At 49.5% G+C, this 26,193-nt stretch carries 23 protein-coding genes; 14 read left to right on the top strand and 9 right to left on the bottom strand.

The window, feature by feature from the left end; all coding sequences use genetic code 11:
• Positions 1–59 precede the first annotated feature (59 nt).
• The gene (locus G499_RS21870; RefSeq protein WP_161627756.1) at positions 60–236 is read right to left on the bottom strand and encodes a hypothetical protein; all 177 of its coding nucleotides are present in this window, start codon (positions 234–236) and stop codon (positions 60–62) included.
• Positions 233–409 (bottom strand): hypothetical protein, encoded by a 177-nt coding sequence (locus G499_RS21865; RefSeq protein WP_154658454.1) that lies wholly within the window; start codon positions 407–409, stop codon positions 233–235. Before G499_RS21865 ends, G499_RS21870 begins: the two co-directional genes overlap by 4 nt.
• Positions 410–798: 389 nt before the next feature.
• On the opposite strand from G499_RS21865, the gene G499_RS21245 reads away from it, so the two are divergent.
• The 8 genes from G499_RS21245 (at position 799) to G499_RS0113470 (ending at position 13,813) form a co-directional block, all read left to right on the top strand.
• Positions 799–1,542, top strand: coding sequence for a metallophosphoesterase family protein (locus tag G499_RS21245; RefSeq protein WP_051296251.1), 744 nt, complete (start codon positions 799–801; stop codon positions 1,540–1,542).
• 81 nt (positions 1,543–1,623) lie between these two features.
• Positions 1,624–2,088 (top strand): alkyl hydroperoxide reductase, encoded by a 465-nt coding sequence (locus G499_RS20040; RefSeq protein WP_211231621.1) that lies wholly within the window; start codon positions 1,624–1,626, stop codon positions 2,086–2,088.
• Between the two features lie 131 nt (positions 2,089–2,219).
• Positions 2,220–4,859 (top strand): SpoIIE family protein phosphatase, encoded by a 2,640-nt coding sequence (locus tag G499_RS0113500; protein WP_027000386.1) that lies wholly within the window; start codon positions 2,220–2,222, stop codon positions 4,857–4,859.
• A 219-nt stretch (positions 4,860–5,078) separates the two neighbouring features.
• Positions 5,079–6,035: a hypothetical protein gene (locus G499_RS0113490; protein ID WP_027000385.1), complete on the top strand. Its 957-nt coding sequence runs from the start codon at positions 5,079–5,081 to the stop codon at positions 6,033–6,035.
• A 75-nt stretch (positions 6,036–6,110) separates the two neighbouring features.
• Positions 6,111–8,870, top strand: a complete 2,760-nt coding sequence (locus G499_RS0113485; RefSeq protein WP_027000384.1) for a CHAT domain-containing protein — start codon at positions 6,111–6,113, stop codon at positions 8,868–8,870.
• Positions 8,871–8,974: 104 nt separating this feature from the next.
• Positions 8,975–9,442 (top strand): GNAT family N-acetyltransferase, encoded by a 468-nt coding sequence (locus G499_RS0113480; protein ID WP_035727381.1) that lies wholly within the window; start codon positions 8,975–8,977, stop codon positions 9,440–9,442.
• Positions 9,443–9,625: 183 nt separating this feature from the next.
• Positions 9,626–12,139 carry a zinc-dependent metalloprotease gene (locus tag G499_RS0113475; protein ID WP_051296260.1) on the top strand — a complete coding sequence of 838 codons (2,514 nt, stop codon included), beginning with the start codon at positions 9,626–9,628 and terminating at the stop codon, positions 12,137–12,139.
• 309 nt (positions 12,140–12,448) lie between these two features.
• Positions 12,449–13,813 (top strand): AAA-type ATPase lid domain-containing protein, encoded by a 1,365-nt coding sequence (locus G499_RS0113470; RefSeq protein WP_027000381.1) that lies wholly within the window; start codon positions 12,449–12,451, stop codon positions 13,811–13,813.
• A 465-nt stretch (positions 13,814–14,278) separates the two neighbouring features.
• Here G499_RS0113470 and G499_RS20035 read toward each other — a convergent pair whose 3' ends face one another.
• The 4 genes from G499_RS20035 to G499_RS0113445 form a co-directional block, all read right to left on the bottom strand.
• Entirely contained in the window at positions 14,279–16,396 is a 2,118-nt protein-coding gene (locus tag G499_RS20035; protein ID WP_051296249.1) for an OmpA family protein, read from the bottom strand.
• 160 nt (positions 16,397–16,556) lie between these two features.
• Entirely contained in the window at positions 16,557–17,444 is an 888-nt protein-coding gene (gene dapA / locus G499_RS0113460; RefSeq protein ID WP_027000380.1) for a 4-hydroxy-tetrahydrodipicolinate synthase, read from the bottom strand.
• Positions 17,444–17,980, bottom strand: coding sequence for a DUF6913 domain-containing protein (locus G499_RS0113455; RefSeq protein WP_027000379.1), 537 nt, complete (start codon positions 17,978–17,980; stop codon positions 17,444–17,446). The genes dapA and G499_RS0113455 overlap by 1 nt, the downstream gene beginning before the upstream one ends.
• Before the next feature lie 156 nt (positions 17,981–18,136).
• Positions 18,137–19,672, bottom strand: coding sequence for an MBOAT family O-acyltransferase (locus tag G499_RS0113445; protein ID WP_211231620.1), 1,536 nt, complete (start codon positions 19,670–19,672; stop codon positions 18,137–18,139).
• Positions 19,673–19,862: 190 nt separating this feature from the next.
• Here G499_RS0113445 and G499_RS0113440 point away from each other — a divergent pair, with 190 nt between their 5' ends.
• Positions 19,863–21,182, top strand: coding sequence for a glycosyltransferase family 4 protein (locus tag G499_RS0113440; RefSeq protein WP_027000377.1), 1,320 nt, complete (start codon positions 19,863–19,865; stop codon positions 21,180–21,182).
• A 70-nt stretch (positions 21,183–21,252) separates the two neighbouring features.
• Here G499_RS0113440 and G499_RS0113435 read toward each other — a convergent pair whose 3' ends face one another.
• Complete coding sequence (locus tag G499_RS0113435) at positions 21,253–21,699, bottom strand: PaaI family thioesterase (RefSeq protein WP_051296248.1); 447 nt, start codon at positions 21,697–21,699, stop codon at positions 21,253–21,255.
• A 331-nt stretch (positions 21,700–22,030) separates the two neighbouring features.
• On the opposite strand from G499_RS0113435, the gene G499_RS0113430 reads away from it, so the two are divergent.
• The 5 genes from G499_RS0113430 to G499_RS0113415 all read left to right on the top strand — a co-directional run bounded on the left by G499_RS0113430 (position 22,031) and on the right by G499_RS0113415 (position 24,954).
• Positions 22,031–22,450: a hypothetical protein gene (locus G499_RS0113430; protein WP_027000375.1), complete on the top strand. Its 420-nt coding sequence runs from the start codon at positions 22,031–22,033 to the stop codon at positions 22,448–22,450.
• Positions 22,451–22,520: 70 nt separating this feature from the next.
• Positions 22,521–23,294 carry an alpha/beta fold hydrolase gene (locus G499_RS20030; RefSeq protein ID WP_081413797.1) on the top strand — a complete coding sequence of 258 codons (774 nt, stop codon included), beginning with the start codon at positions 22,521–22,523 and terminating at the stop codon, positions 23,292–23,294.
• Between the two features lie 156 nt (positions 23,295–23,450).
• Positions 23,451–24,041 (top strand): Crp/Fnr family transcriptional regulator, encoded by a 591-nt coding sequence (locus tag G499_RS20025; RefSeq protein WP_051296246.1) that lies wholly within the window; start codon positions 23,451–23,453, stop codon positions 24,039–24,041.
• A 105-nt stretch (positions 24,042–24,146) separates the two neighbouring features.
• Positions 24,147–24,296, top strand: coding sequence for a hypothetical protein (locus G499_RS21860; RefSeq protein WP_154658453.1), 150 nt, complete (start codon positions 24,147–24,149; stop codon positions 24,294–24,296).
• Between the two features lie 28 nt (positions 24,297–24,324).
• The gene (locus tag G499_RS0113415) at positions 24,325–24,954 is read left to right on the top strand and encodes an alpha/beta hydrolase (protein WP_027000374.1); all 630 of its coding nucleotides are present in this window, start codon (positions 24,325–24,327) and stop codon (positions 24,952–24,954) included.
• A 252-nt stretch (positions 24,955–25,206) separates the two neighbouring features.
• Here the strand turns inward: G499_RS0113415 and recO are convergent, their stop codons facing one another.
• Together recO and G499_RS0113400 are read right to left on the bottom strand one after the other, a co-directional pair.
• Positions 25,207–25,914 (bottom strand): DNA repair protein RecO, encoded by a 708-nt coding sequence (recO, locus tag G499_RS0113405; RefSeq protein WP_027000373.1) that lies wholly within the window; start codon positions 25,912–25,914, stop codon positions 25,207–25,209.
• A gap of 21 nt (positions 25,915–25,935) precedes the next feature.
• Positions 25,936–26,145: a hypothetical protein gene (locus tag G499_RS0113400; protein ID WP_154658452.1), complete on the bottom strand. Its 210-nt coding sequence runs from the start codon at positions 26,143–26,145 to the stop codon at positions 25,936–25,938.
• Positions 26,146–26,193: the final 48 nt, after the last annotated feature.

The raw sequence follows: 26,193 nt of genomic DNA, 5'->3' as shown, positions 1-26,193 counted from the left end.
TTGTCTCGGAGCTAGAGCTCCGAGCTACTTTTCCAAAAATGTCCAGTGGCGTGTTGCGCTTACTTTCTTAGTTGCTTAATCTCCTCAATGGGCAAACCGGTAATTTTATGGATTAGCTCATCGTCGAAACCTTCTTGGATGGCGTTAAGGGCTAAGGCAATGTCTCTTTCTTTTCTTCCCTGTTCTATTCCTTTCGCTATTCCCTCCTGTTGTGCCGTATCAATGACGGCTTTCATATCTCTAGAGACTTTAAGACTTTGTTCGTATTCCATACGCTCTTGATACGCTCTTGAGTTTTATATTGTGCAATTTCACATTCTTCAAAGAGTTTTTGCCAAAGCCCTTGTTGGATGGCTTCGGGCACTCGGTCTATGAGGTGCATATTCTTGAAAACGTACAAGGTATCCATTTTAAACCAAGGTTTATCTTGACTGACTATCAGTGGTTTGTGTTTGGTTTACACCCAACCAAAACTGATTTGGGAAATATACCTGCTGCAACTACTTGATAATCAAGAAAATAAAATCCTGCAAATCCCAAAATATACTTAATCTTGTTTTATTTTATAAACAATTTTCTACTAATTAGCAAAATATTTATTACAAATAAGAAAATTATTAATAATCAGGCCAATACATACTTTTATTATAAAAAAATACAGCTGCCCAGACAGCAAGACCGATGACAGTTTCGGACAAATCGCAACAGTATCAAAAGATGAATAATACCACAACCAACAAGACGGCTATCCGTACTGTCAAAGGTCATAGATACTCAAACGCTCATTAGCTTAACCATATGTTTGATAGTACTCCTGTTTTATCTTTGTTTGTTCCCAATCCCCAAGGCACCCGTTGGGCTATTGGCGATATCCACGGCTGCTATCGTAGTTTGGTTGCCTTGGTCGAGGATCAGATTCGCCCCCAACAAGGGGATCAACTATTTTTCTTGGGTGATTATATAGACCGAGGGCCGGATAGCGGCGCAGTCATCGACTACATTCTGGAGCTAAAACAAGCAGGCTTGGAGATATACACCCTACGGGGCAATCACGAGCAGATGTTGCTCGACCTACTTGCAGATGGAGATGAGATGAGTCTGAGATTTCAGCGGCATCTTCAATACTACAATTGCGTAGGAATGTGTGACGAAGAAGGCTACCTTCAAGACCGTTATGTCAGGTTTATGGACAACCTGCTCCACTACGTAGAGTTAGACGACTATTTTTTGGTACATGGCGCTTTTGACTTCAACAGCGCCACACCTTTTGCCACACCAAAGGCGATGCTCTGGAGCAAAACCCATCGACACAATCCTCAGATGATGGGACACAAGCGGCTGGTACACGGACACTCTACCCGAACACTAGAGGCCATACTAGCTGCCATTGCTGCCAGAGCGATGGTGATCCCTGTCGATGGTGGCTGTGCGTATACTGATACCAAGCGGGGCTTACCCAATGGCTCCTTAGGTTATCTTTGTGCCTTCAATCTTGATACTTGGGAGCTACGCTCACAAAAGAATACAGAGTCAAGCATTTGACTATCAATTGCTTAACTATTCCACTCAAAACAAGTGTTGTATTTGCTTTGTTTTGGGCTAAAATACTTATCCATTACCTTGATGACAAACACCCCTCCCCTCCTCACTCCCAACGCTCCCACTTGGATGCGTTATACGCTTCAAGCCGCCGCCATTTACAATATTGTATGGGGGGCTTGGGTAGTACTTTTTCCCCAAAGTTTTTTTATTTGGTTTGGCCTCCCCCTACTACAATACCCCGCCATTTGGCAAGCCGTAGGGATGATTGTCGGCTGTTATGGTATTGGTTATTGGCTGGCCGCTTACGATCCTGTGCGGCATTATCCGGTGATACTCGTTGGGTTTCTCGGCAAGCTGTTTGGTCCTATTGGGTTTATACAACAGGCCTATTTAGGGACATTGCCCCTTGTCTTTGGTCTACACAACATCACCAACGACTTGATTTGGTTGATTCCTTTTGCTCTGATACTGAGATTTGCGTATCAAGCAACATACACAAAAAAGTCTGTGAATGCCTCTACCTTACACAAAGCCGCCAAGCTTTGATTGAGGAGAATACTTTTTGTGTCCAAATAATTGTATTTTGAATGGACAGTTGATATATTACAACTGTTTTGCGGAAAACACGCCCAAAACACTCAAACTTCCATAATATCACGCTCTAGCGTTTCAACAATATGCTCTCACTAACTCCTGCGGATGCCCTTATTATCGCTGCTTATTTTGGCAAACAATTCTCGCGTAGTTTTTTTGGAAAAATGCTCGAAAAAACACCAGAAAAATGCTTAGCAATACTACAAGAGTTCTTAGATAAAGGAGATATTATCGCTCTCAGTGAGCTATATTACCAGTTTTCTACTCAGGAGGTTTATGAATCTTATCGCAAACAGATAACACAAATTAGCAATATCACGGCATTCTTACAAGCACAGACGCTTTATGAACAAGCCCGTAGCCAACGTCTACAACAATCTAGTTATTTTTTGCTCAATATCTCGCATCACCCGGCCATCCAGTCAGGCAATCTCAATGCTGCCCTCCCCCTGCTCAGCCAAGAGTTGGCGCAGCGTCTGGCTGTTAGCCGGGTGAGTATTTGGCGTTATGATAAAGAACAACAACATCTATACCTCCAACACCTCTACGAACAACAAGGCCAACAACACCATAGCCAAGCAGCTGCACCACTCACCGCTGTTGACTTTCCCCTGTATTTCAAGGCTGTTGAGACACAAAAGCCTATCATCGCACCAGAAGCTGCCACCCACCCAGATTTGCTCGACTTCGCGCCTCACTATTTCCCCGAAAACAATATTTACTCCCTACTGGATGTCCCCTTTTTTATTGGCGATCAGCTAGGGGGGGTGATTTGTTGTGAAAACCAACACTTCCATCGTTACTGGTCTGATGAAGATTTGGCGCTGCTCAGTGCTACGGCCTCTGTTATTTCGATGACTATCAAGGCCGCCGAAGTCACCGCTCAAACCAAGGCCATCGCCGCCCAAAATGTCAAGCTCAGTAGTAATGAGGCTGTACTCAAAAAAGCCTACGAGCGCATCAAAGAGCGCGAAAATGAGCTCAAACAAGCCAATGAGCAGTTGCAAGCTTCTGAAGAAGAACTGCGCCAAAATATGGAAGAGCTTCAGGCTACCCAAGAGGCGCTCAACCAAAAACAGGAAACACTCGAAAAGGCCAATAAAAAGATGATTGCCAATGAGGCCATCCTCAAAAAAGCCTACGAACAAATCAAAAGCCGCGAAGCCGAAATCAAAAAAGCCTACGAACAAGTGGCCGCCTCTGAGGAAGAACTGCGCCAAAATATGGAAGAGCTTCAGGCTACCCAAGAGGCGCTCAACCAAAAACAGGAAACACTCGAAAAGGCCAATAGAAAGATGATTGCCAATGAGGCCATCCTCAAAAAAGCCTACGAACAAATCAAAAGCCGCGAAGCCGAAATCAAAAAAGCCTACGAACAAGTGGCCGCCTCTGAGGAAGAACTGCGCCAAAACTACGAAGAGCTACACGCTACCCAAGAGATTTTGGCTCAGAGTGAAGCTCAAATCCGCAGTATTTTGGATGCTATTCAGGTAAGTTCTCCCGTTATTTTTACCAATCTCGATGGTACGATAGAGCGTGCTAATGCGCTTTTCCTTCAATTGATTGGCCAAGATAAGCTAGAGCAAGTCATTGGCACAGCATACAGCCTTTATGATGATAAGGCCCAAAGTGAAGATGCCTCAGACAGACAGTGGTTTGAAGAGTTCTGGCAGGCGCTCCGCTCCGGACACCCGCAGGTAAAAGAAACCAAACTCCAAAACCAAGCCGGCGATACCGTATGGTTGCGTAGTACTTTTGCCCCTATCCTCGACAAACAGAGTAAGCCCAAGAGCATCATCATCATCTCGCAAGATATTAGCGAAATCAAGGCGCAGCAGTTCCAAATTGAACACCAGAACCAAGAAATCTTGGTACAAAACGAGGAGATGCACCAACAACAAGAGGAAATCTTGGCGCAACGCGATTTTATCGAAAAGAAAAATGCCGAGCTTGAGGAGCGCGACCGCCAAATTCGCAGCAGTATCAATGCCGCTATGACCATTCAGGAGGCTATCCTGCCCTATAAAGCCAAGCTTGACCACCTTCTGGGCGAGCACTTCGTGATTTACTCGCCCAAGGATATGGTTTCGGGTGATTTTTATTGGCTCAATGAAGCTGAAGGCCATACCATTTTGGCTGCAGTAGACTGTACCGGGCACGGTGTGCCGGGGGCGTTTATGTCTCTCATCGGCAATACCCTGCTCGACAAGATTGTGCGTGTATGGAACATCACTGACCCCGCCGAAGTTCTGACCCGTCTCCACGAAGAAGTGCGTACTGTCTTGCGACAAGAGGAGACCAAGAACAACAACGGGATGGATATGGTATTGATCAGCTTCCAACGCAGCCAAAACCAGACCCAACTGGCCTTCTGTGGTGCCAAAAACTCCCTCTACTATATCTTGCCCCAAGGACAAGAAGTGTTGGAGCTAAAAGGAGACCGCCGAGCCATCGGGGGAGAGCAAAACGAAAATAAGCGATTCCACACACAACACCTTACCCTGCCCCCAGGTACGCTGGTGTACCTTGGCTCTGATGGAATAGAAGACCAAAACAACCTCAAACGAAAGAAGTTTGGCGCACGATACCTCCGCCAAATCTTGCTCGAAAACGCCCAAAGCCCGCTACACGTGCAAAAACTCCAGCTGGGCGCGGCCTTGGCTGAACATATGGCCGGCACCGCACAAAGAGATGATATGCTCTTGATTGGGTTTAAAATCTGAAAATGAGTATCTTCGCCTAAATTTGGTAAAAATGCCCTCTAAAGCAAGGTTGTGCCAAACCTTGCTTGATTCTCCATAACTTTCTTTGCATATATTCTCCAAACCAATTCTGATTGGGGCTCAAGCATTCTCCTCCTTTGAAAATACAAAAGAAACCTTCCTGCTAATAGATATTGACCGACCTTTGTCCACAACAACCACCCCATCATACTACACCTAATGAAAACCTATTGTGCCTCGTTGTTGCTGAGTATTGTCTGTTGTTTTTTTGCCCCCACCGCTAGCTTTGCTCAAGGCTGTAGCGATGCGGGTTTTTGTACGATGGGTGCACTCCAACCTGACCAAGCCCCTGAGCAAGCCTCCTTGAAGCTGCGCGAGCTGCGCATCCTACACAGTGTCAGCATTACGGTAAGCGGCGCTCTCGTACAGAGCAGCAACATCGATATACAGTGGACTTTGGGCCAACACTGGCAACTGCAAACCAAGCTCACACCCTACCAACAAACCGTCAGTGAGTACTTCCAAACCCAAGGGTTGGCCGATGCCTTTCTGACGCTTACCCGCCAAGTAGTACAAAGCAACCAAGGACAGCTGTTGATGTCTGTAGGGGCTAAAATACCGCTCAATCGCGCCACCCTCACCGCCCCCAACGGCCAAGTGCTCCCTATGCGCTACCAATCGAGCTTGGGTACTTATGATGTTGTCGCTGGCGCATCGTGGCTTAGTCGCCGCTGGCTGGTGGCTGTAGGCTACCAACAACCACTCTCTACCCCTGCCATTGCATACAGGCGCGAGGCCTTGCTAGCAGCAGGAATCTCTCCCGAGGCCGCAGCCTATATTGTCCGGTATCCTGAAACGGTAGACTATCAACGTGGATCGGATGTGATGTTGCGAATAGAACGCAACTTCCGCAGTGCCCGATGGAATGGGCACTTGGGTCTGCTCAACATCTACCGCCTCCAGCCCGACCGCAGCCGTCAGGCTTCGGGCGAGCTATTGCCCATTGTAGGTACTGATGGCCTAGTAGTCAACCTCTTAGTTGGTACAGGGTACCAGTTTTCTACCCGTAGCGGGATCAACTTCTTGATTGCGCGCCAACTCTATACCCGCGACCGCCGCGCCGATGGCCTAGACCGCCTATGGCTGGCCAATGTGGGGTGGTATACGCGGTTTTGAGATACAGCAAACTCGGATGACTTGGCTTAAGCCTCATTTTGAAACAAATACGACAACCTTACTAAACCAATATGTATGAAACCCGCCTTTTTATTCCTCTATGTATGTGTGTGTTTGCTCTGGCCTCTTGCTGCGCTTCAAGCGCAAACAGAAGGCTCTTCTCGGTCTGAAAAACTGGCGCAGTTGGCTTATGAGGCATATACTCAAGGCGATTTTGAAGTAGCCTTGCGGCTCAGCCAAGAAGCGGTTATATACCATCAATCCACCTCAAACTGGGAGGCCGCCGTGGCTGCCGAAATCCCACAACTACACCTGCTCTTACAGCAAAACCACCTGGAAGAGGTGTTGCAAAAAACGCTTGAGGGCTTGGCCTTGCCTGCTGAGGTATTGTCGGTGGCGCACCCGCTGCGTGCTCGTTTGTATGTGTTGCAAGGCGCGGCCTATCTCTATCAAGCACGTTTGACCCAAGCCCAAGAAAGCCTGCACCGTGCTGTGAAACTACTCGATACCTTGGCCGAAAGTCCGCAGCAAACGCAGGCATTGGCCGAGTATTACAACTACCAAGCCCTGTATTTTTGGAGCAATGCCAATGAAACCCAAGCACTGGAGTTTCACCAAAAAGCCCTGGCCTTACGCCGGCAGCTTTTTGGCGACGACCACCCCGAGGTTGCCGGGTCTTACAACAACATAGGGCTGCTATATGCACAAAGCAACCCTGTGGAAGCACTGCACTATTATGCCCTCGCTTTGCAGATTTACAAACACCACTTTGTGGCCAACCACCCACAGTTGGCCAATTTGTACAACAACATGGGGATTATCTGCTTCGGCCAGGGGCAGTACGAGGCAGCCCTCGATTTTTTTGAAACCTCCCTTGAGCTTCAAGAACAGCGCTATGGACGCCGCCACCCCAACATAGCCTTTGTGCTCACCTGGCAGGGGCAAATTTATGGGCAGCAGGGAGACAACATCGCCGCCCGCCAACTTTTTGACGAAGCACTGGACATTTACCAAAAAAGCTATGGTGGCAAGCACCCAAGTATTGCCCAAACACTCCACCTGATTGGAGATTTGGCACTCAACCAAAGACAATACGAAGCAGCCTTGGGGCAGTACCAACAAGCGCTCCGTGCCAATAGTATTGGGTTTGACAGTGGGGACTTCCACGACAACCCAAGCATCGAACAAAGCATTGACCCTGAGGTGCTTTTGAGTACTTGGGTACGCAAGACCCGCGTACTTGAAGCTTGGCACCTGAACCAAACCCTGAAGATGAGCCATATTCAGGCGGCCTATCAACTCATGCAACAAAGCGATGTGCTGATTAACTATTTGCGCCAGCGCCGCAGCCAACGACAAGACAAAATCAAGCTCGGAAGCAATGCGGCAGAGGTGTATGCGCTGGGCGTACGCATTGCAAGATATCTATCGACCATCACTCCACGAAAGCAGCACTACCTTACGGAGGCCTTTTATTTTTCGGAAAAGAACAAGGCGATGGTGCTACTGAGCAGCTTAGTAGAGAGCGAAGCCAAGCAGTTTGCCGGCATTCCTGACGAGCTGCTGGTGCAAGAACAACAGTACAAAGCTCAGCTGACCCAACTCGAACAGGCGTTGCTCGAAAGCAAGTCAGAGGCTGCGCGTGCCACACTGTTTGAGCAGCGTTTTGCCATCAACAGAGCATATGAAGCACTCTTGGCACAAATGGAGCGCGAATACCCAGCTTACCACCAACTCAAGCACAGTGCCGCCATCACGGATATATCTGTCCTGCAAGCTACCCTGCCTACTGATGCAGCGATGCTTCACTATTTTTGGGATGAGGAACAACAACAGGTTTATATCTTTGTGTTGAGACGCAATGGCCTCAAAGTACATACCCGCTCTATCGATAGGAAGCTAGTGGCTTCTCTACAGGCATTTAGCAAAGCCTTGCGTATCCGACACGCGCTCATTCAACAACAAGTGGGTCATCTGTTGTATCAGCGCCTTATTCCTCCGCTGCCAAACGGTGTGCATCGGCTGCTCGTCATTCCCGAAGACCTGATTCATCAGGTAGCTTTTGAGGCGATTTTACAAAAGCCCTCGAACTTGTTATACCCTGATTATCAGCAACTCCCCTACCTTTCCAACCGTTACGCTATCAGCTATCACTACTCGGCTACGCTTTGGCAACAAGGGCAGCAGGGCCGTTTGACGAGCAATTCGCAAAACAAGATGCTGCTTTGTGCCCCTGTTACCTTCAAGCAGCCCTTCTTAACTGACTTACCTGCTACCGCCACAGAAGTGGCACAAATTGCCGAGGCAGCTACGGCCTCTGGGCTGACGACAAAAATACTCCAAGCACAAACCGCCGATGAAGCTACCTTCAAAAGCCAGCCCCTAGCCGACTACCGCTGGATACACCTAGCCACACACGGCAGCATTGATGTGCGCTTCCCCGAGCTTTCGCGCATTTACCTTGCTACTGATACCAGCAGCCTTCAGGAAGACGGGCAACTACTGCTGGGGGAGATGTACAACCTGTCGCTGAGGGCAGAGTTGCTATGCCTCTCGGCCTGTCAGACAGCCCTTGGTACACTGAGTAAGGGAGAGGGCGTTATCGGCCTGACGCGTGCCCTGCTCTATGCCGGCGTACAAAATATCGTGGTGTCCCAATGGCAGGTCGATGATGAAGCCACTGCTTGGTTGATGCAAGCCTTTTATGAACACCTGTTGTCCTCGCCCAAACCAGATTATGGTGTATCTTTACAAAAAGCCAAGAACGAGTTACGTCAACATCCAAAGTATGCAGCGCCTTATTATTGGGCAGCTTTTGTGTTGATTGGACAATAACAATTTTGGATTGACGAGTTACGAGTTACCATTGAATCGTAAATCCAAAGTCGTAAATCATACATCCCAAATCGTAACCCCCAAGTCGTAAATCATAAATAAAAATGCACACCCCCTCCTTAGTATGGCGGCTCAAATCTTTTGCAGAGCTTCCCAGTCGTGAGTTGTATGAGATACTTCACCTCCGCACAGCTGTATTTGTTGTAGAGCAAAACTGCCCCTATCTCGAAGTAGACCGCCTCGACTATGAGGCGCTACACCTATCCGGCTTTGATGATGGTCAGCTCCTGACCTATGCCCGCTTATTTGCCCCTAGCCCCCAACAAGCCCATGCGACGATTGGGCGGGTGGTAGTGGCTATAGAAGCCCGCAAGCAAGGTCTGGGGCATCTGCTAATGCGCAAGGCCATCGATTGTGTGGAAGAACACTGGGGGCGCGTTCCCATTAAAATATCAGCCCAGTGTTATTTGCGCGATTTTTATCAGTCGCACGGGTTTGAGCCTATTTCTGAGGAATATCTCCTCGACAACATCCCACACATCGATATGCGCCGCCTACCGGCGTCGAATTAGACAACGGCGGTTTGTCTTGAACAAAAGCCCGGGAGCTTGTTTTAGAAAGCTAAACAAAGGCTTAAAAACCTGCTTTTGGGCTTAGCCAAACAGCTGTTGGTCTAAAGAATAGCCCAAGAGTTATACATAACTTGTATATTCAGGGCTTAGAATGTTTTGTTTACGTTTAAATATTCCAATTTTATGCAATATCGCTTTACTCATACCACTGTCTGGGTCTTGGGGCTTTGCTTGAGCCTTTGGCTCAGCGTGCCGGCTTTGGCTCAAAAAAAAGACGATGACGAAAAAGACAAAAAAGCACTCAAACCTCATACTGAGTTGCTCAAGGGGGCACAGTCGCAAAGCGGCCTGATGACCGTCCACAAAGTAGACGATAAATGGTATTTGGAAGTGCCCGATGCACTGTTAGGGCGTGAGCTGATGGCCATCACACGCTATACCCAAACTGCCGCCGGAGGCGGATTTTATGGTGGTGAAGAAGTATCACGACAAGTAGTACGCTGGGAAAAACGCGACCAGAAGCTCCTCCTTCGCGCTATCTCTTATGTGATTCAGAGCGCCGACAGCACCAAGCCCATCTTTGAGGCAGTACGAAACTCTAGCTCAGAGCCGATTTTGGGTATATTTGACCTCAAATCGACCAAGGGCACTGCTTCGATTATCGAGGTAGGTGATTTTTTCAAAGGCGACCAACAGGCCTTTTCGATGCCTCCTTTGCGCAAGCAGTTCTTTAAGTTGGCCAATTTCCAAGCCGACCGCTCGTTTGTGGAGCGCATCAGCGCCTACCCCATCAACCTAGAAATACGCAGTACCAAGACTTTTGCCGTTACTCCGCCGTCATTGAGCGGAGGGGCTTCGGTGGGTGTCATGCTACGCGACGGCGCCAGTACCGGCTTCGTAACCCTGTCTTTCAATACGTCTTTCATTGTGTTGCCTGAGAGCCCGATGCGCAAGCGCTACTTCGACGCTCGTGTGGGCTTTTTTGCCAACCAATACAGCGAATTTGGCGAAGAATCACATAGTGCAGAGCGTGAAGTATTTGCGGTACGCTGGCGGTTAGAGCCTAAAAATGAGGAAGACGCCCGACGCTACGCCCAAGGCGAGCTGGTAGAACCTAAGAAGCCCATTGTGTATTATATCGACCCTGCTACGCCCGACAAGTGGAAGCCTTATCTCAAACAAGGAGTCGATGACTGGAATGTGGCCTTTGAGCAAGCCGGGTGGAAAAACGCCATCCGTGGTGAATATTGGCCTGAAAATGACAGTACGATGAGCCTCGAAGATGCCCGCTTCTCGGTTATCCGCTATTTTGCTTCTGATATCCAAAACGCCTACGGCCCCAATGTACACGACCCCCGCTCGGGTGAGATTTTGGAAAGCCATATCGGCTGGTATCACAATGTAATGCGCCTCTTGCGCAACTGGTACTTGGTACAGGCATCGGCGGTAGACTCCCGCGCCCGCAAGCTCAAGTTTGATGATGCGCTGATGGGAGAGCTTATCCGCTTTGTGGCCGCACACGAAGTAGGCCATACCCTAGGCCTACGACACAATATGGGCGCTAGCTCGGCTACTCCAGTAGAAAAGCTGCGCGACCCTGAGTTTCTCCGCCAAAATGGACATACCTCTTCTATTATGGACTATGCCCGCTTCAACTACGTAGCCCAGCCCGAAGACGGCGTCACAGACCTCTTCCCCCGCATTGGCGACTACGACAAGTGGGCTATCGAATGGGGATACCGCTATTTCCCTGATGCACAAAGCGCCGAAGACGAAAAGCAAGCCCTCAACCGCATTACTCGCGAAAAAGTACAAAACCCTAGATTGGCTTTTGGTACAGAGGTAAGCCTCGCCGACCCACGCTTCCAAACAGAAGACCTTGGCGACAACGCCATGCTGGCTTCGGGCTATGGCATCAAAAACCTACAACGCATTCTGCCCCAGCTCCCCGAATGGAGCAAGGCCGAAGGCGAAAACTATGCCGACTTGGCCGAGTTGTATGACCAAATCGTGGGGCAGTTCCGCCGTTATATGGGGCACGTAACCAAGTATGTAGGCGGGGTATACGAAAACCCAAAAACCCACGATATGGAGGGCAACGCCTACGAGGTAGTGCCTAAAAACCTGCAAAAAGACGCGGTCAAATTCTTGAGCGAGCAGCTCTTTACTACGCCTACTTGGCTGCTGGAGGAGAATATCCTCAATAAAATCCGCCACTCACAAGCCGCCACTACGGTGATGTCGATGCAAGAAGCCACCATCACCAGCCTCTTTTCAGAAGACCGACTTGTGCGTTTGTTGGAGGCACATACCCAAAGTACGGCCAACTATGGGGTCAATGAGCTGATAAGCGACCTAAACAATACGGTGTTGGCCGAGGCCTTTGGTCGTGGTACACCCGATGCCTATCGCCGAAACCTACACAAAATCTATGTGGAGAAGCTCATCAGCCTCTTGCAAGCTGGCAGTGCCGGGGTACGCCATATTGGCCCTGGTGGTGCTTACGACTTCTATGCCCGCGTAACCGACCTGAGCAAGACCGATCTGCCCTCTATCGTGGCAGGGCAGCTTGCGGACTTGCAGCGTGCCTTCCAACGCGCCCGCGCCAATGACGACCTAACCAAGTACCACTACCAAGATTTGGCCAAGCGCATTGAGCAAGCCCTGAACCCTGTGAAGGTATCGGGAAAGAAATAGCCTGTAGCACAACCTAAACATCAAAAGCCCACCACCAAAGCCATACACCGGCCAAGGTTGTGGGCTTTTTTGGCTCTTGCCTTATCATTGGACATACACACAAAACTAGCGCTTCACAGAATTTAGAAATAAAGATAAAGACCAAATTAGCCCCTATCGAGTAGTGTGCAGGTGGGCTTGAACGACGGTATCGCTTCGGGGTATTAGAGGGGTAATTTTTTGATACCCTAAGTTGGCTGCCTCGCTGTTTTTCGAAAAAAATACGTACTTTCGCGTGGTCTAAAATCAAGGTCAAAACTTTAGCTACCCATGCAAGGACTACTAGTGGCTTGGTTCGACGGGCAGCCCGCAGAGCCTAATCCGCACCTCTGGATTCACCGCCTCACTAAGGGCTTCGAGCAATACATGTTGGTATACCCTCACGCCGATTTTGAGGAGCAGGCCAATATACAGGCCCAAGCATTGCAAAAAACCCTCCCCAAAACCAGCATCTTACTCCAAAACGCCCGCGTAGCCCCACACCAGCTCGACAACCCGATAACGTTGCAGCTGGCTCTGGCCGAAATCTTACGCAAATACAAAACGGCCTTCCCCGAAGTATTGCTCGGCACCGGCTCTATCTGGATGCAGCAGGCTGTCATTTTGGCCAATGTGAATGGCTTGGCCGACAACCTTTGGTATATCAAAAACAACCACCTTGGTGAAGATGGCCAGCAAGCCATACAGATCAGCCTCAAGCTGGACGATACGCCCCTGACCTTGGTATACAAAAACCTGCCCGCTGATGCTGCCCAGCGACGCAAGTATTACCTCACCCCCACACTCAAGCCCCTCTACAATCTGGCCGAAAAAGCAGGGTTTACGCCCGTCAATGTGCTCATCAGCGGAGAATACGGTACGGGTACAGAGTTACTGGCCGAAACGGTGTTCCGCGAAGACCTACGCCAAGGAGCCGAGCTATGCCATTGGCACGCTACCCAGATAGACCCAAGCCGCCTACAAGACTTGGCCGAGCGCATAGACCAACCCCGCACGGTATGGCTCAACCAGGTAGAGCTGCTCGATATGGGGCAGCAGGTGATGCTCTTGCAGTTTTTGCACAACTACCCACACGCCCACTTGCGCTGGGTCTGTACGGCCAACCAAGATTTGGCTCAGGCCTGTAGAGAGGGGCGCTTTTTGTGGGAACTCTACTACACCTTGGCTGTTGTGGAGCTCAACATCCCCTCGCTGCGTGCACGAGGCAAGACCGAAATAGACTACCTGCTCAAGGTGCTGCTACAAGAAAAACGCAAAGAATTGGGTAAGAAAAAAACCCTCAAACTAGAGCGCCCCACCAACGAAGCCCTGCTCAACTACCCTTTCGAGGGCAATGTACGGGAGCTCGAAAACCTCGTGGCCTCCCTCTACACCCTCTATGGCGATGAGGTAGAGCGCATCAGCCCCGAAATGTTGCCCGAACGCTACAAAAGCTCCACCCTACAGTCTTCTCTGCTTTGGAAAGACGCAGAGCAAGCCCATATCCTCAAGGTTTATGAGCTTTGTGAACAAAAAATAAAACCCACAGCCCGCGCCCTAGGCATAGCCTACAATACCCTCAAAAGCAAGCTCCGTAGCTATGACCTGCTAGACAGAGCTGAAGATAGCGGCGAGGGCGATGGAAAAGACGAATAGACTCCCCGCCTAGCTCTTAATCATCTCAAGCCAAATTTCTCAGGCAGCCCTTTCAGAGAAACTTGGCTTGGCTCTCACACCACTGGACATTTTTCAAACCCCAAACCCACAGTTAAAACTGTGGCTAAGTCTCCTTTTCTTGGCAGATGAGGCCTCAACTTATGTCGGAGCTGGCGCTTCGAGCTGCTTTTCCAAAAATGTCCGGTGGTGTGCTTGGCTTTTTAATATACACAACAACAGTAACTCTCCCTAAACCACAATCCTATTTTTAGCTGGAAGCGGTAATCCGATACAATAAATAGGCTCTTCTGTTACTTGGGTGCAAATGTTAGGCGATAGTGATATAACCCTATCTTTAAGCAGTTTTTAATGACCTTAGCACCTTAGCACCTACATCACAGAAGAGCCTCTACACTAGATATTTTCACAAAAATAACCCGTAGTTCTAGTTCCGTAACAATGTACCTACTCCAAAATTCTGATTTCTACGCGGCGGTTTTGTTGTCTGCCGGCTTCGGTATTGTTATCGGCCACGGGGGTGGTAGCGCCAAAGCCCTTTGTTTGGAGGCGGTTGGCCGCAATGCCTTTCTGTAGGAGATATTGTTGTACGGAGCCTACTCGATTTTGGGACAAGACTTGGTTACTCCCCGCATCCCCTACGCTGTCGGTGTGGCCTTCTACTTGAATACGCACTTGTGGATTGGCTTTCAGGAAGTCTGCCAATCGGTTAAGTTCGGGGAAGGAGTTGGGCTGTAGGGCGTAGCTACCTGAGGCAAAGAAGAGATTGTTGAGGCGGATAGTCTGTCCGGCCTTGATAGGCTGTAGGTAGAGGTCTTTCTCTATCTCGGTGTACTGCTTGAGGTTACGTGTGTCGAGGTTTTCGCTGATGGCATAATAGCCCTCCATCAAAGCCATAAAGCCATACTCTTTGCCCTGGTTCAAGACGATGCGGTAGTGGCCGTCTACGGGATTGGCGCGGGCGCGTCCGGCGTTTTCGCCGCTACTCAAGATTTCGTACAGCACCTCGGCGGCTAGGGGCTTCTTGGTTTCGGCATCCAACACCCTACCCGATACCACCAACACGGGCTGAGGCTTGGCCGATTCGGGCAGCTTCAGCCGGAAGATATCCTCTGCGCCAAGCGAGTTGAGCGAGCTGACCAAATAGGCATAGGAGCCGTCGGCAGGAACGGTATAGTAGGCATCCCAAGCAGTAGTATTGATGGCAGGGCCTAAGTTTTCGGGTTCTGACCAATTGAGCCAAGTATCGTCTAGGCGGCGGGTAACGAAAATATCATTGCTGCCATAGCCTTTTTTGCCACTGGTAGAGTAGTACATCGTGTAGCCATCGGCAGCCAAGAACGGGCCTACTTCGGTGCCATAGGTATTGACAACCTCGCCTATGTTTTTGGGAGCTGTCCAGGTGTTGTCAGCTTTTAGAAAGCTGACATAGATATCTTTTCCGCCATAGCTGTCGTCTTGTTCAATACAGAGGAGCAGTACCTTGCCATTGGCCGCCAGACAGTATTCGGAATATTGGTTGCGGTTGTAGAAGTTTTCAATCACCAAGGCCTGAGGTACTTGCCAGCCTTGGCTGGTGCGGTGGCTGATAGAGACTCCAGACTTGTCGGGGCTGCCATCGTTTTTGTAGGTATTGCCTACGAGGATGGTATTGCCGTCAGGGGTGATAGAAATAAGGAAATTATGGCCTTCATTGTTGACAGGGCGGTCAAAGTTATAGGCCTTGCCCCAAGTACCATTGGCTTGTTTTTCGGACACCCATATATCAGAGCGATCGGTATTGCCTATGTTTTCGGGGTGGTTTTTACGGTTGAAGAAGAGTGTTTTGCCGTCTGCCGTAATCACAGGGCTTAGCTCTGCGCCGCTGCTGTTGACATTGGCGCCTAGGTTTTCACGTTCAATGTTTTTGGGAGCATTGGCAATCAGCCGGATAGGCTCTTGCTTTTGGGAGACAATGATTTGCTCAAACTCTGCCTTCATCTGCCCCTCTACTCCCACACCCAATACAGCGCCTTTGAATCGTGTCGTTTCGGAGGCTTCCAAATACATCGCTGTTGTTCCATTGGCCGATATGCGCCAGTTGCCACTGATTTGCTCTATCTTGATGGTATTGCGCTGCCCCATAGGGTGGAGTGTGGGGCACTCTGCCGGCGCTAAGATGCGTTCATACTTCCCCTCTTTAAACTCTCCAAACGCAATTTTTTGGTTGCCATAGAGCAACAGGCGGTAGGAGTTGGAGGAGTTTTGGCTGACCCAGCTCAGGTGTACGGGTTTGTTGATATCGCCGCTGAGGTGGGTAAAGACGAAGGTGATTTCAAAGTCTCGCTTGTTGTCCAGATAGACTCCTTGCATAAAAAGAAAGGAGTTGTTTGTAGTGGTTTTATCTATCACATAGCGGCCATCGCTCAGGGTGATTGTTCCATCAGAAAATTGGGTAGTCCAGCCGTTTTGGTTATCCTTAAAATCCTCCCGCCATACTTCGGGTAGATTTTGTGCGTGTGAGGTATTGAGTGTAAACAGCGCTAGGGCTGTGAGAAATGTGAGTAATGAGCAAAAACGCAACATAATAGACAATTTATGGGGAATGAATAGTTTGATACAATTCCTCATAGCTGTGTCCCAAAGTCGATATTGATACGCATATCGTTGGGCTAAAGTTAGAGAATAGCGCAAAAAAAGCCGCTTTTGCGCAAAATCTATGCAAAAGCGGCCTGTGTAATGGTTGTTATGCTTTGGGCATCGTCGCCTTTATTTTCTGATGTAGGGCCTCAGAGGCTTCTACCAGCGGTAGGCGGACAGTAGGCCGGCAGAGGTCGAGCTGCGCCATCAGGGCTTTCAGACCTACGGGATTGCTCTCTTCGTACATATAGCCGTTGATATCGATGAGTTGGTAAAGCAACTCATTGGCTGTGCCGAAGTCTTGGGCTAGGGCAGCGCGGATAGCCTTGGAGAAAATAGTCGGGAAGGCATTGGCCAATACCGAAATCACCCCTTCTCCCCCGATGGCGATCAGGGCGGTGGCGTGCATATCGTCGCCGGAGATGAGGTAGAAGTCCTTGGGCTTATTCTTGGCTATTTGTAGGTACTGCTCTATGTTGGCCGAAGCGTCTTTGACCGCAATGATGTTGGGGTGTTCGGCCAAGGTCAAGATTGTAGCGGCGCTCATATTGGAGCCAGTACGCCCGGGCACGTTGTACATAATCACGGGCAGGGGCGAGGCATCGGCTATAGCACGGTAATGCGCGATAATACCCTGCTGCGAAGGCTTGTTATAATAAGGGCTTACCGACATAATGGCACTTACGCCGTGGAGGTCGGTCTTGCGAATTTGCTCTATCACCGCTTGGGTGTGGTTGCCCCCTATACCATAGATGATGGGGAGCCGTTGGGGGTTATTGGCTTTTACAAAAGCCAATATTTCGGCTTTTTCTTGGGCGCTGGTCGTGGGCGATTCTGCCGTTGTGCCATTCACCACCCAATACTCTACGCCTTCGGCCTGGCCAGTGTGGGACAACACACGCGCCAAGGCAGGATAATCTACGGTTTGCTCGGCTGTAAAGGGAGTAATCAGGGCTACCCCCGTACCACGGAGATTTAGGGTTTGTGAAGTCATTAGCGTAAGTTCATTTTTTTGGTGAGTGTAAACATTTCGTCAATCAGGCGGTCGATGCTGCCTTCTTCTTCTAGGTTAATCATCAGCTCCAAGTGGTTTTCTTGGCCTTCAAAATATTTCCCTACCCTACACTTGGCCTTGCTGCGGGCCAAGATATTGTCGAAGGGCAAGAAAGGCTCTAGATAAATACAATACAGGTAATCGAAACCCTGCTCTACGAAATTGTCTACTTGATGCGACTTGATTTGCCCTGTAACGCTGATATGCTTTTTAGTAAACCAATCAAACTGAAAGTTATAGGGGTTGCTGTGCATTACGTCCAAGTCCATATAAGTCATCAGTGAGATGCGTTTGCCATCGCGCTTGAGTTGGTCTACCAAATCATTGAGCGACTGATATTTAGACATATCGCGGATGTTAAACAGGATGCCAATATTTTTGACTTCGTTGTAGTGCTGTGTATAGCGTTTGACATTGCTGCGTTCGGCGGCCAGCTTACTTTTGAACTGTAGAAAATAATCTTTGATAGTACCCATAGAGGTATGATTGGTGGCTTGCTTCAGGTATCGGCAGGACAGGCTTTTGTTTTAGCAAAATTCATTCTCAAAAACACAAAAATAGCAAAAAAAGCAGGGGGTTGTATGCGCTTGTAAGGTTTGCGTACAATTTGCCTCACTGTTGTGCCTATTTTGCTAAAATTGAAAATAAATAAAGGGCTGGAATCCTGCGCTGTCAGCCTGATACAAGGCAATGATTATCAGGGTGATAAATATGGCTTGTACCCAAGCGGGCTGAAACGTAAAAAAGCGGCAAAAATCTGCTTTTAGGTTTTGGGGCAAGATATGGGCCAAATAGCCCAAGCCCATCAACGCAAATACCTCTCGGTAATACCCCATCACTTCTGCCGCAGTGCTCCAGCCAAAGCTATGCCACATCTGCCCTAGCATCAGGCCTACGGTATTGAGGCTATCAGCCCGGAACAACAACCAGCCCAAGCACACAAAGTGGAAGGTCAGTACCCCTGCCCAAAAACGTGGCAAGCCCCTCAGCGGCTCCGCGAGGGGGAAATAATAACGCCACAACCGATGAATACACAGCCCCAGTCCGTGCCAAGCTCCCCAAAGTACAAAGCGCAAGTTGGCTCCGTGCCAAAGCCCTCCCAAGAGCATTGTCAACATTAGGTTCAGATAGGTACGGCCGGCTCCGTAGCGGTTGCCGCCCAGCGGTATGTAGAGATAGTCGCGTAGCCACGTGGAGAGCGAAATATGCCACCGCCGCCAAAAGTCTGCCGGGCTTTGTGCCAAATAAGGGGCGCGGAAGTTTTGAGGCAATTGAAAGCCCAGCAAAAGCGCCAACCCAATGGCTATATCGGTATAGCCCGAAAAATCGCAATAAATCTGTAAGGCATAGCCATACATCGCCATCAGGTTTTCAAAGCCCGTATACAACTCCGGTCGCTCAAAGACACGGTCAACAAAGTGTAGAGCTATGAAGTCGGCAATCAGGATTTTTTTAACCAATCCACTCACTATCAAGAATATCCCCTGCCCATACTCCTCACGGTCAATCTGGTAAGGGCTGTTGAGCTGGGGGGCAAACTCGGCAGCCCGTACAATAGGCCCCGCCACCAACTGCGGGAAAAACGTAACATACAGCGCAAAATCACGCAAGCGGTAGAGCGGCTTGAGCTTCCCTCGATAAATATCGGCCGTATAGCTGATGGTCTGGAAAGTGTAAAAAGAAATACCTACCGGCAAGATAATATGGTGGATATTGTATTGGGTGTCAAAAAGTGCGTTGGACCACCAAGCCATCCCATTGATGGGCTTCAGCTCTGCCTGCATCCAGTAGTTATATAGCTCTACGCCAAAGTAGGCATATTTGAAATAAGCCAAGACCCCCAAATTGATACACACACTCAAGCCCAGCCCCAACCGCTTGAGCCGCCGTGAGGGGGCTTCATATATCCACCAACCCAACACATAATCTATCAGCGTAGAACACAACAAGAGTACAAAAAAATAACCGCCTGCTTTGTAATAGTAAAACAGACTGACTCCTAGCAAAAACCAGTTGCGCCACTGCAAGCGCCCATACACCTGCTGGTAGCCCAAAAGCACGAAAGCCCAAAATACCCAAAACGAAAGTTTGGTAAAAATGAGCGGGTTTTCGGGGTTATAGCCAAAAATATTCCACCAAAAGTCCATTGTGTTGTACCTTTGCAGCATAGCACTGCTCGGGGGTGTGGGGGAGTTTGTTGTTGAACGGGACTAAGTTCTTCGATAACGAAGTAAAAGGCACTGTTTTTGCCCCTTTTATCGCAAACCTACTAAAATTTAGTAGAACACACCACCACTTTCGACAAACGCTTTGCGGAAGTTTTTAAAACGCTCTACACTCCAACGGAATGCTTGCCTTATGACGAAGATTACCCTCATCAACACCTACGAAAAAGGTGGTGGCGCTGCACTTGCGTGCAAGCGGCTGACACAAGCACTCAGTGCCTACCCCCAAGACGAACAACTTCAAGTCCGTAGTTTAGTAGGCCACAGCCGCCAAGCTTCGGCTACTTGGCAAGGCTGGGCGGGTTCATTTTGGCAGCGCCAGCAGCTATGGGCTAACTTTATTGCTGAGCGCTTACTCTTCTGGCCACACGAGCCCAATCGCGCTCAACGTTTCAGTTTTTCACCGGGACGCTTTGGGGTAAAGCTCCACAAACACCCTTGGCTACAAGATACAGACCTCATCCACCTCCACTGGATCAACTTCGGCCTGCTTTCTGTAGAAGGCATTGCTGCGCTAGGGCAGTTACAGAAACCCATTGTCTGGACTTTGCACGATATGTGGGCTTTTACGGGGGGCTGCCACTATAGTGGTGCCTGTACCAATTATCAACAAGCCTGCGGCCATTGTCCCTCCATCCGTAGGCCTGCTGCCGACGACCTCTCGCATAGCGTATGGGCTTCCAAAAAACTACACTGGGAGCAACTCCCCCTCCACATCGTTACTTGTAGTGAGTGGCTGGCACAGGCCGCCCGACAGAGCAGCATCTTGCGCAATGTGCCGATACACAGCATCCCCAACCCTATCGATACCGACCTGTTCCGCCCCGCCATACAGCCCGAAAGCCTCCGCCAAAAACACGCTATCCCCGACGATGCCTTCGTCTTGCTCTTTGGCGCTGCCAATATCCAAGATCCCCGCAAAGGATTTGACTACCTGATACAGGCGCTGCAAATAGCCGCTCAAGAGCAGCCCGCAATGCTCGAAAAAATGATCTTGCTGACCTTCGGCAAACAAACCGAAGCCCTCCCTCCCTTGCCTGTCCCTGTTCGGCACCTAGGCTTGTTAGATGGTGCTGCTGCAGTAGCAGAGGTCTATGGGATGGCCGATGCCTTTGTGCTGCCCTCTCTCGAAGATAACCTACCCAATACCCTAATGGAGGCGCTGGCTTGTGGCACCCCTGCTGCCGCATTTGCTGTGGGCGGTATCCCCGAAATGATTCAAGACGGCCACAATGGGCGCTTGGCTACACCCGCCAAAGCGCCAGCCCTATACCAAGCCCTCCGCTGGTTGTATGAAACCAGCCAAGACCCCAACCAGAAAAAACAACTGCGCCACAATGCCCGACAACACGCCCTACAATACTATGCCCAACCGGTAGTCGCAAGGCAATACCAACGGCTCTACGAAGGCTTGTTGTACCCAAAAACTCAACCTTCGGCGGTATTGGCCTAATCTCTCTCTCTGGCGTAGCAATCCTTGGCAACGGCGCTATACCCCTGTTGCCAAGAATTTTGGGATAATGCTATCGTCGTTTGACACTAAACACCCCTCGTCCTTCGGCCAAAATCACCTCTGGCGCAGAGGGATGGTAAGCCACCGAGCTGACAAACACCACACGGCTGCCGCTTTTGTGTACCTTAGAAGCAACCACCACCTCCTCGCGCCCGGCAGGAGCCAAGTAGTCGATGCGCAGGTCGAGCGTAGCTATCTTATCGCGCAGCATATCGATGGTAGTCATTGCGGCCACTCCTTGCCCCGAATCCATCGCCACCATCAACACCCCTCCGTGCAAACGCCCCAGCCGAGGGTCGCCAATAAACTCCTCCCGAAAGGGAATCAATACCTCAGAATATTCAGGCGCTACGTGGCTTAGCCTAAATCCTAAAAACTTGTTGAAGGGGATATATTCGTGGAAAATCTCCTTATAAAAATCAGCGTTGAAATCTGTTGTTGGGTTAGCCTCTTGCATAAATCTATGGACTCAATTGATAAATACGGTAAACACAGCGCAAACATACAAACTTCTATACCAACCCTTAGAAATCTCGGCATGAGATTTATTTTTCAAAAACGATGTATACATTACTTATGTATGCTTCAATCGCTAAATAACAAAATAAAACTTGACACAATGCCATAAATCATAAATAACGTATACTATACCAACAAAAATTGGTTGAGGGAAATAGCCACACCGAAAATCTTTGAGAATCAAGAAAATCAAGTCCTATAAGTCCTCAAATCAATGAATATCCCTTGCAAACGATTCGTCCATTTTTGCTCAATAACTAAGTGTCGCTATGTTCCTATTTGAAAACGAATCTATTGGTATTTACCTCTCGTCCGAGAATCCTTGTATTGTCTGGATGGCCAAGGGTTTTATCCTTGGTGCTGATTTCCGAGAAGGCGAAGAAGTTTTTCTTACTCTATATCGCCGCTATCGGTCAGAATACCCTCATCTTGAGCGCCTCAACGACCTGCGCTTGATGGAAGGCGGGATTTCACCCGAAGACACTGACTGGTCGGCCAAGGTCATTATGCCTCAATTGGCTGCGTTGGGGCTGAGTAAAGAGGCCTTTGTGATGTCAGAGGATTTTTTCACCTTGCTCTCCGTCGAAAATTACCAAGAAAGCCTTTCTAGCATCAAAACAGCCTTCTTCAAGTCCGAGGAAGAGGCCTTTGCTTGGCTCAGCAGTGTCGACATCTCTCCTACTGATTGAGGTATAGCAGTAGCAAAAGTCGGGGGTGAAGTGTTATATTTGCCTTATTCACTCACTGTCCCGCTTGCTTATGTTGTATCTCCCTGCCTATGGTGTTGCTGAGCGCGCACCCTTAATCTTAATACACGGTTTTTGCGAAAACCATAGACTGTGGCGCGACTTCGTGCCTACCCTTGCGGCTGACTTCTACGTACTCACCCCTGACTTACCTGGCTTCGGCCAAAGCCCCATACTCCCCGAATTGCCCACGATGGAGCGTGTAGCCACCGTCTTGGCCGCTCAACTCAGCGAGCTAGGTATTGAGCGCGTTACTCTTGTCGGCCACTCTATGGGAGGCTATGTATCCCTAGCCTTTGCCGAACTGTTTCCGGAGCGTGTGGCCGGTTTGTGTCTCTTCCATTCCACTGCCGCCGCCGACAACGAAGAAAAGCGCCGCATACGCAACAACCTCCTTCAGGTTGTCCGGCGGCGGGGGTCGGCTGATTTTATGGAGGCCTTCGTCAAAAGCCTGTTCTACGAACCACGCCTGCCCGAGTTAACCCAAGCCCTCAGCTCCCTCCAAACGATGGTCCGCCAAACCCCCGACGAAACCATCCTCCAATACACCCAAACGATGCGCGACCGCTCCGACCGTCAAGCGCTGCTCCAAAGCGCCCAGTTCCCGCTTGGGTTCATTCTTGGCAAACAAGATAGTTTTATCCCTTTTGAGCTGACACAAGCGGGTCTTCCTGCCAATGCCCTGCTCCAAGTACTAGACCATACAGGCCACGTTGGTATGTGGGAGCGCCCCGCCCAAACCCTGCACTTCGTCAGACAGTTTGCGCACTATTGCCAACTAGCGTAAGCTTGTGGAGTTTCTCCCCGTTTAGGGCTTTGTTCCTTGGCTCCCAAAGCAGTACTCGATTGCATCAGCGTGCACGCTCCCTTACAGTCGCCATAATTACACACGATACCATTGATATTATTATCATAATAAAAAATACAAATCAACTAGCGCTCTATGACTGACCTCACCAACATCCAAGCCAATATTAGCCATTTGAGCCCAATCAGTACTGAGGAGATGGCGCTATTTTTTGAACTTGGCCTGTTGCGTAAGTTCAAAAAAAACGCCCTTGTACTGAGGCAAGGAGAGGATATCAGCCCCTTTATGTTCATCAAGCGGGGTTGCCTGATGACCTACCACGAAGACGAGGCTGGCTTCAAGCACGTCATTCAGTTTGGGGTGGCGATGTGGTGGACCGGCGACCTACAGAGCATGCAAGACAATACCCTCTCCTATTATGGCATCAAGGCCATCAGCCCGACAGAAGTCTACAGCTTCGACCAAGCCCGATTTGAGACCCTCGTTTCTGCCGCTCCCGGATTTGAGCGCTACTTCAGGTTGCTGTTCCAAAAATCACTCATCAACCATCAGAAGCGCATCATCCGCAATATTTCCTTCAGTGCCGAGCAGCGCTATGAGGCCTTCGTCAGCACCTTCCCCAAGCTAGAGCAGCTGGTTCCACAAAAGTATGTCGCCTCGTATCTGGGCATCACTCCCGAGTTTCTGAGCAAGATGAAGGCCCGATTTTATCGCCAAAAAGATTGAACTAGTTTAAGAATACCGCCTTCTACAAGGTTTGGGAAGAACAAGTAATAGTGATACTTGTTATGGGAAAAAGTATATTCAAAAACCCACAACATCTATCATTCTATGAACCCATCTGAATACATCACTGGCCTACACCACCTCACTGTCTGTGTGGGTGGCGCACAAGAAGACATCGACTTCGTTACCTCGGCCACCAGCTCTTGCTCCCTCCGATGTTTGAGCACCGCCGTGACGAAATCATCGCTCCGCTAGAGCCTATCACCGTGCCCGACTATATCTCATGACCAACCCTCATCTAGACCTTCCTGCCCACGCTGCCAATCTTGGTCGCGTGGGGCAGTATGGCTTCGGGATTGTAGCCATACACGGGCGCGGGCAGTCGCCGGCCTTTATGTTAGACCTACTCGGATACTTGGGCTGGGCTGATTTCCCTATTGTAGCCCCCGCTGCACACGAACAAACGTGGTATCCGCAAAAGTTTATGATGCCGCTGGCCGACAACCAACCTTGGCTCGACCACGCCCACGAGGCCGTCGCCACCAGTATCGAGCGTTTTACGGCGCTAGGCCTCGCCCCCTCACAGGTGGTCTTGGTAGGCTTTTCACAGGGCGCTTGTCTACTGGCCGACTTTATATACCGCAATCCTACGCACTACAAGGCCGTTTGCTGCTTTACGGGGGGCTTGCCGGGCGAGGCTGGCAGTGTTTGGCCGCCTACGGGGAGTTTGTCTCAAACACCCATATTTTTGTCGAGTAGCGAAGTAGATGAGTGGGTTCCCCCAGCCCGCGTCCGAGAGACTGCCGCTGTTTTTGAACAAATGCAAGGCCAAGTCTCTTGCCATATCTACGCCAACCGCCCACACGAAGTCTGTGAGGAGGAGTTGGCTGCTGTGCGGCATTGGCTGTCCTAAAAAGCTACAAGAATCAATATCAAACCTGTGTACTTGTAGCTAAAACCATCATCGGTACTCACTAAGAGCTTGCCTAAAATGATTTTCATCGACACCAAACCACTGCTTTTTAGCTGCTAATTCGTTAAAAATGCTCGTCGTAGCCCTCACCCGATTAAAATCGTAGGCTCAACACAAGGCCTGCGCTTTTTGTCCAGTATCAGCACAAAAATCAGCTTGTTTTGAGCGCCGCGCTGAAAATGTAGACAAACTCTAAGAACGCATCACCTCTCGCAACACGGCCAAGGACTTGAGTGCGGGCATATTGTCGATATGCAGGCGGTAAAAATCAAGCAGTGCATCTACCGTTTTGTGTTTGATGAGCGGCGCAGCCGGGTGGCTGCTTGGGGGTTGTGAAGCCAATAACAAGGCATCCAGCAAGTCTGCCACCGCTGCCTGCTCTGTAGGCCCTATCAGACTAGGGTTGTAGGCCTGTACTTGTGCCAATAGCTCTGAGCCTTGGCTGATGCCGAAGCCTAGAAAAGTAGCAAGATGCAATAAGAAATAACTATGGAAAAGCCCTAGCCCCTCCGTGGCGTTGTCGAGCCAGAGGATATGTTGCTTGAGATAGGCATACAGCTCCGGCTGTGGAGTATCTTCTTTCAGAATACGGTAGAGGGCTTCGGAGAGGAAAAGCGCTACAGCGGTTTTGTTGGGGTCAAAAGGAATTTGGCGGAGCGCAGGAGCGGGTTTAACTTCTGAAATACGGTAAATGCGCTGCACATCTTTTTGGTAGTATACGACCATATCCAGAAGGCTTAGCGGCTGATAGAGCGCGATTTTGTTGCGGTTTTTGGCGCTACGCACCCCACTGACGAGGTAAGTTTGTAGCCCAAGCTCTTCGGTATATACTTTGGTGATAATCGAAGTTTCGCTGTATTTGAGATAGTGGATGACCACCCCTGATGTTTTGACAAGCACCTGTGTCCCCTATTTTTGAAGTTAGCGTTTTTTATTGTGCCCCGTTTCTCGCTCCATTTGCGCCAAGGCTTCATCCAATCGTTGCATGGCTGCCTTGAGCCGGATGCTTTTTGCACGGATAGAGGAAACTTGCTGTTCTATGCTTTTTGAAGATTGATTAGCTGAAGGTTGAAAGGTCGTTTTCATAGTGTTTGGTGTACTTTCAGGTTTGATAATCAAGGCTTTGGTCAAAAGCTTGTTTGGTTTGTAGTGGTTTGGTAATTTGAGCAAAAATATTAT

Source organism: Eisenibacter elegans DSM 3317 (assembly GCF_000430505.1).
Taxonomy (GTDB): Bacteria; Bacteroidota; Bacteroidia; order Cytophagales; family Microscillaceae; genus Eisenibacter; species Eisenibacter elegans.
The sequence above is the reverse complement of the archived record's forward strand: the minus strand, read 5'-3'. Positions and strand labels throughout refer to the sequence as shown.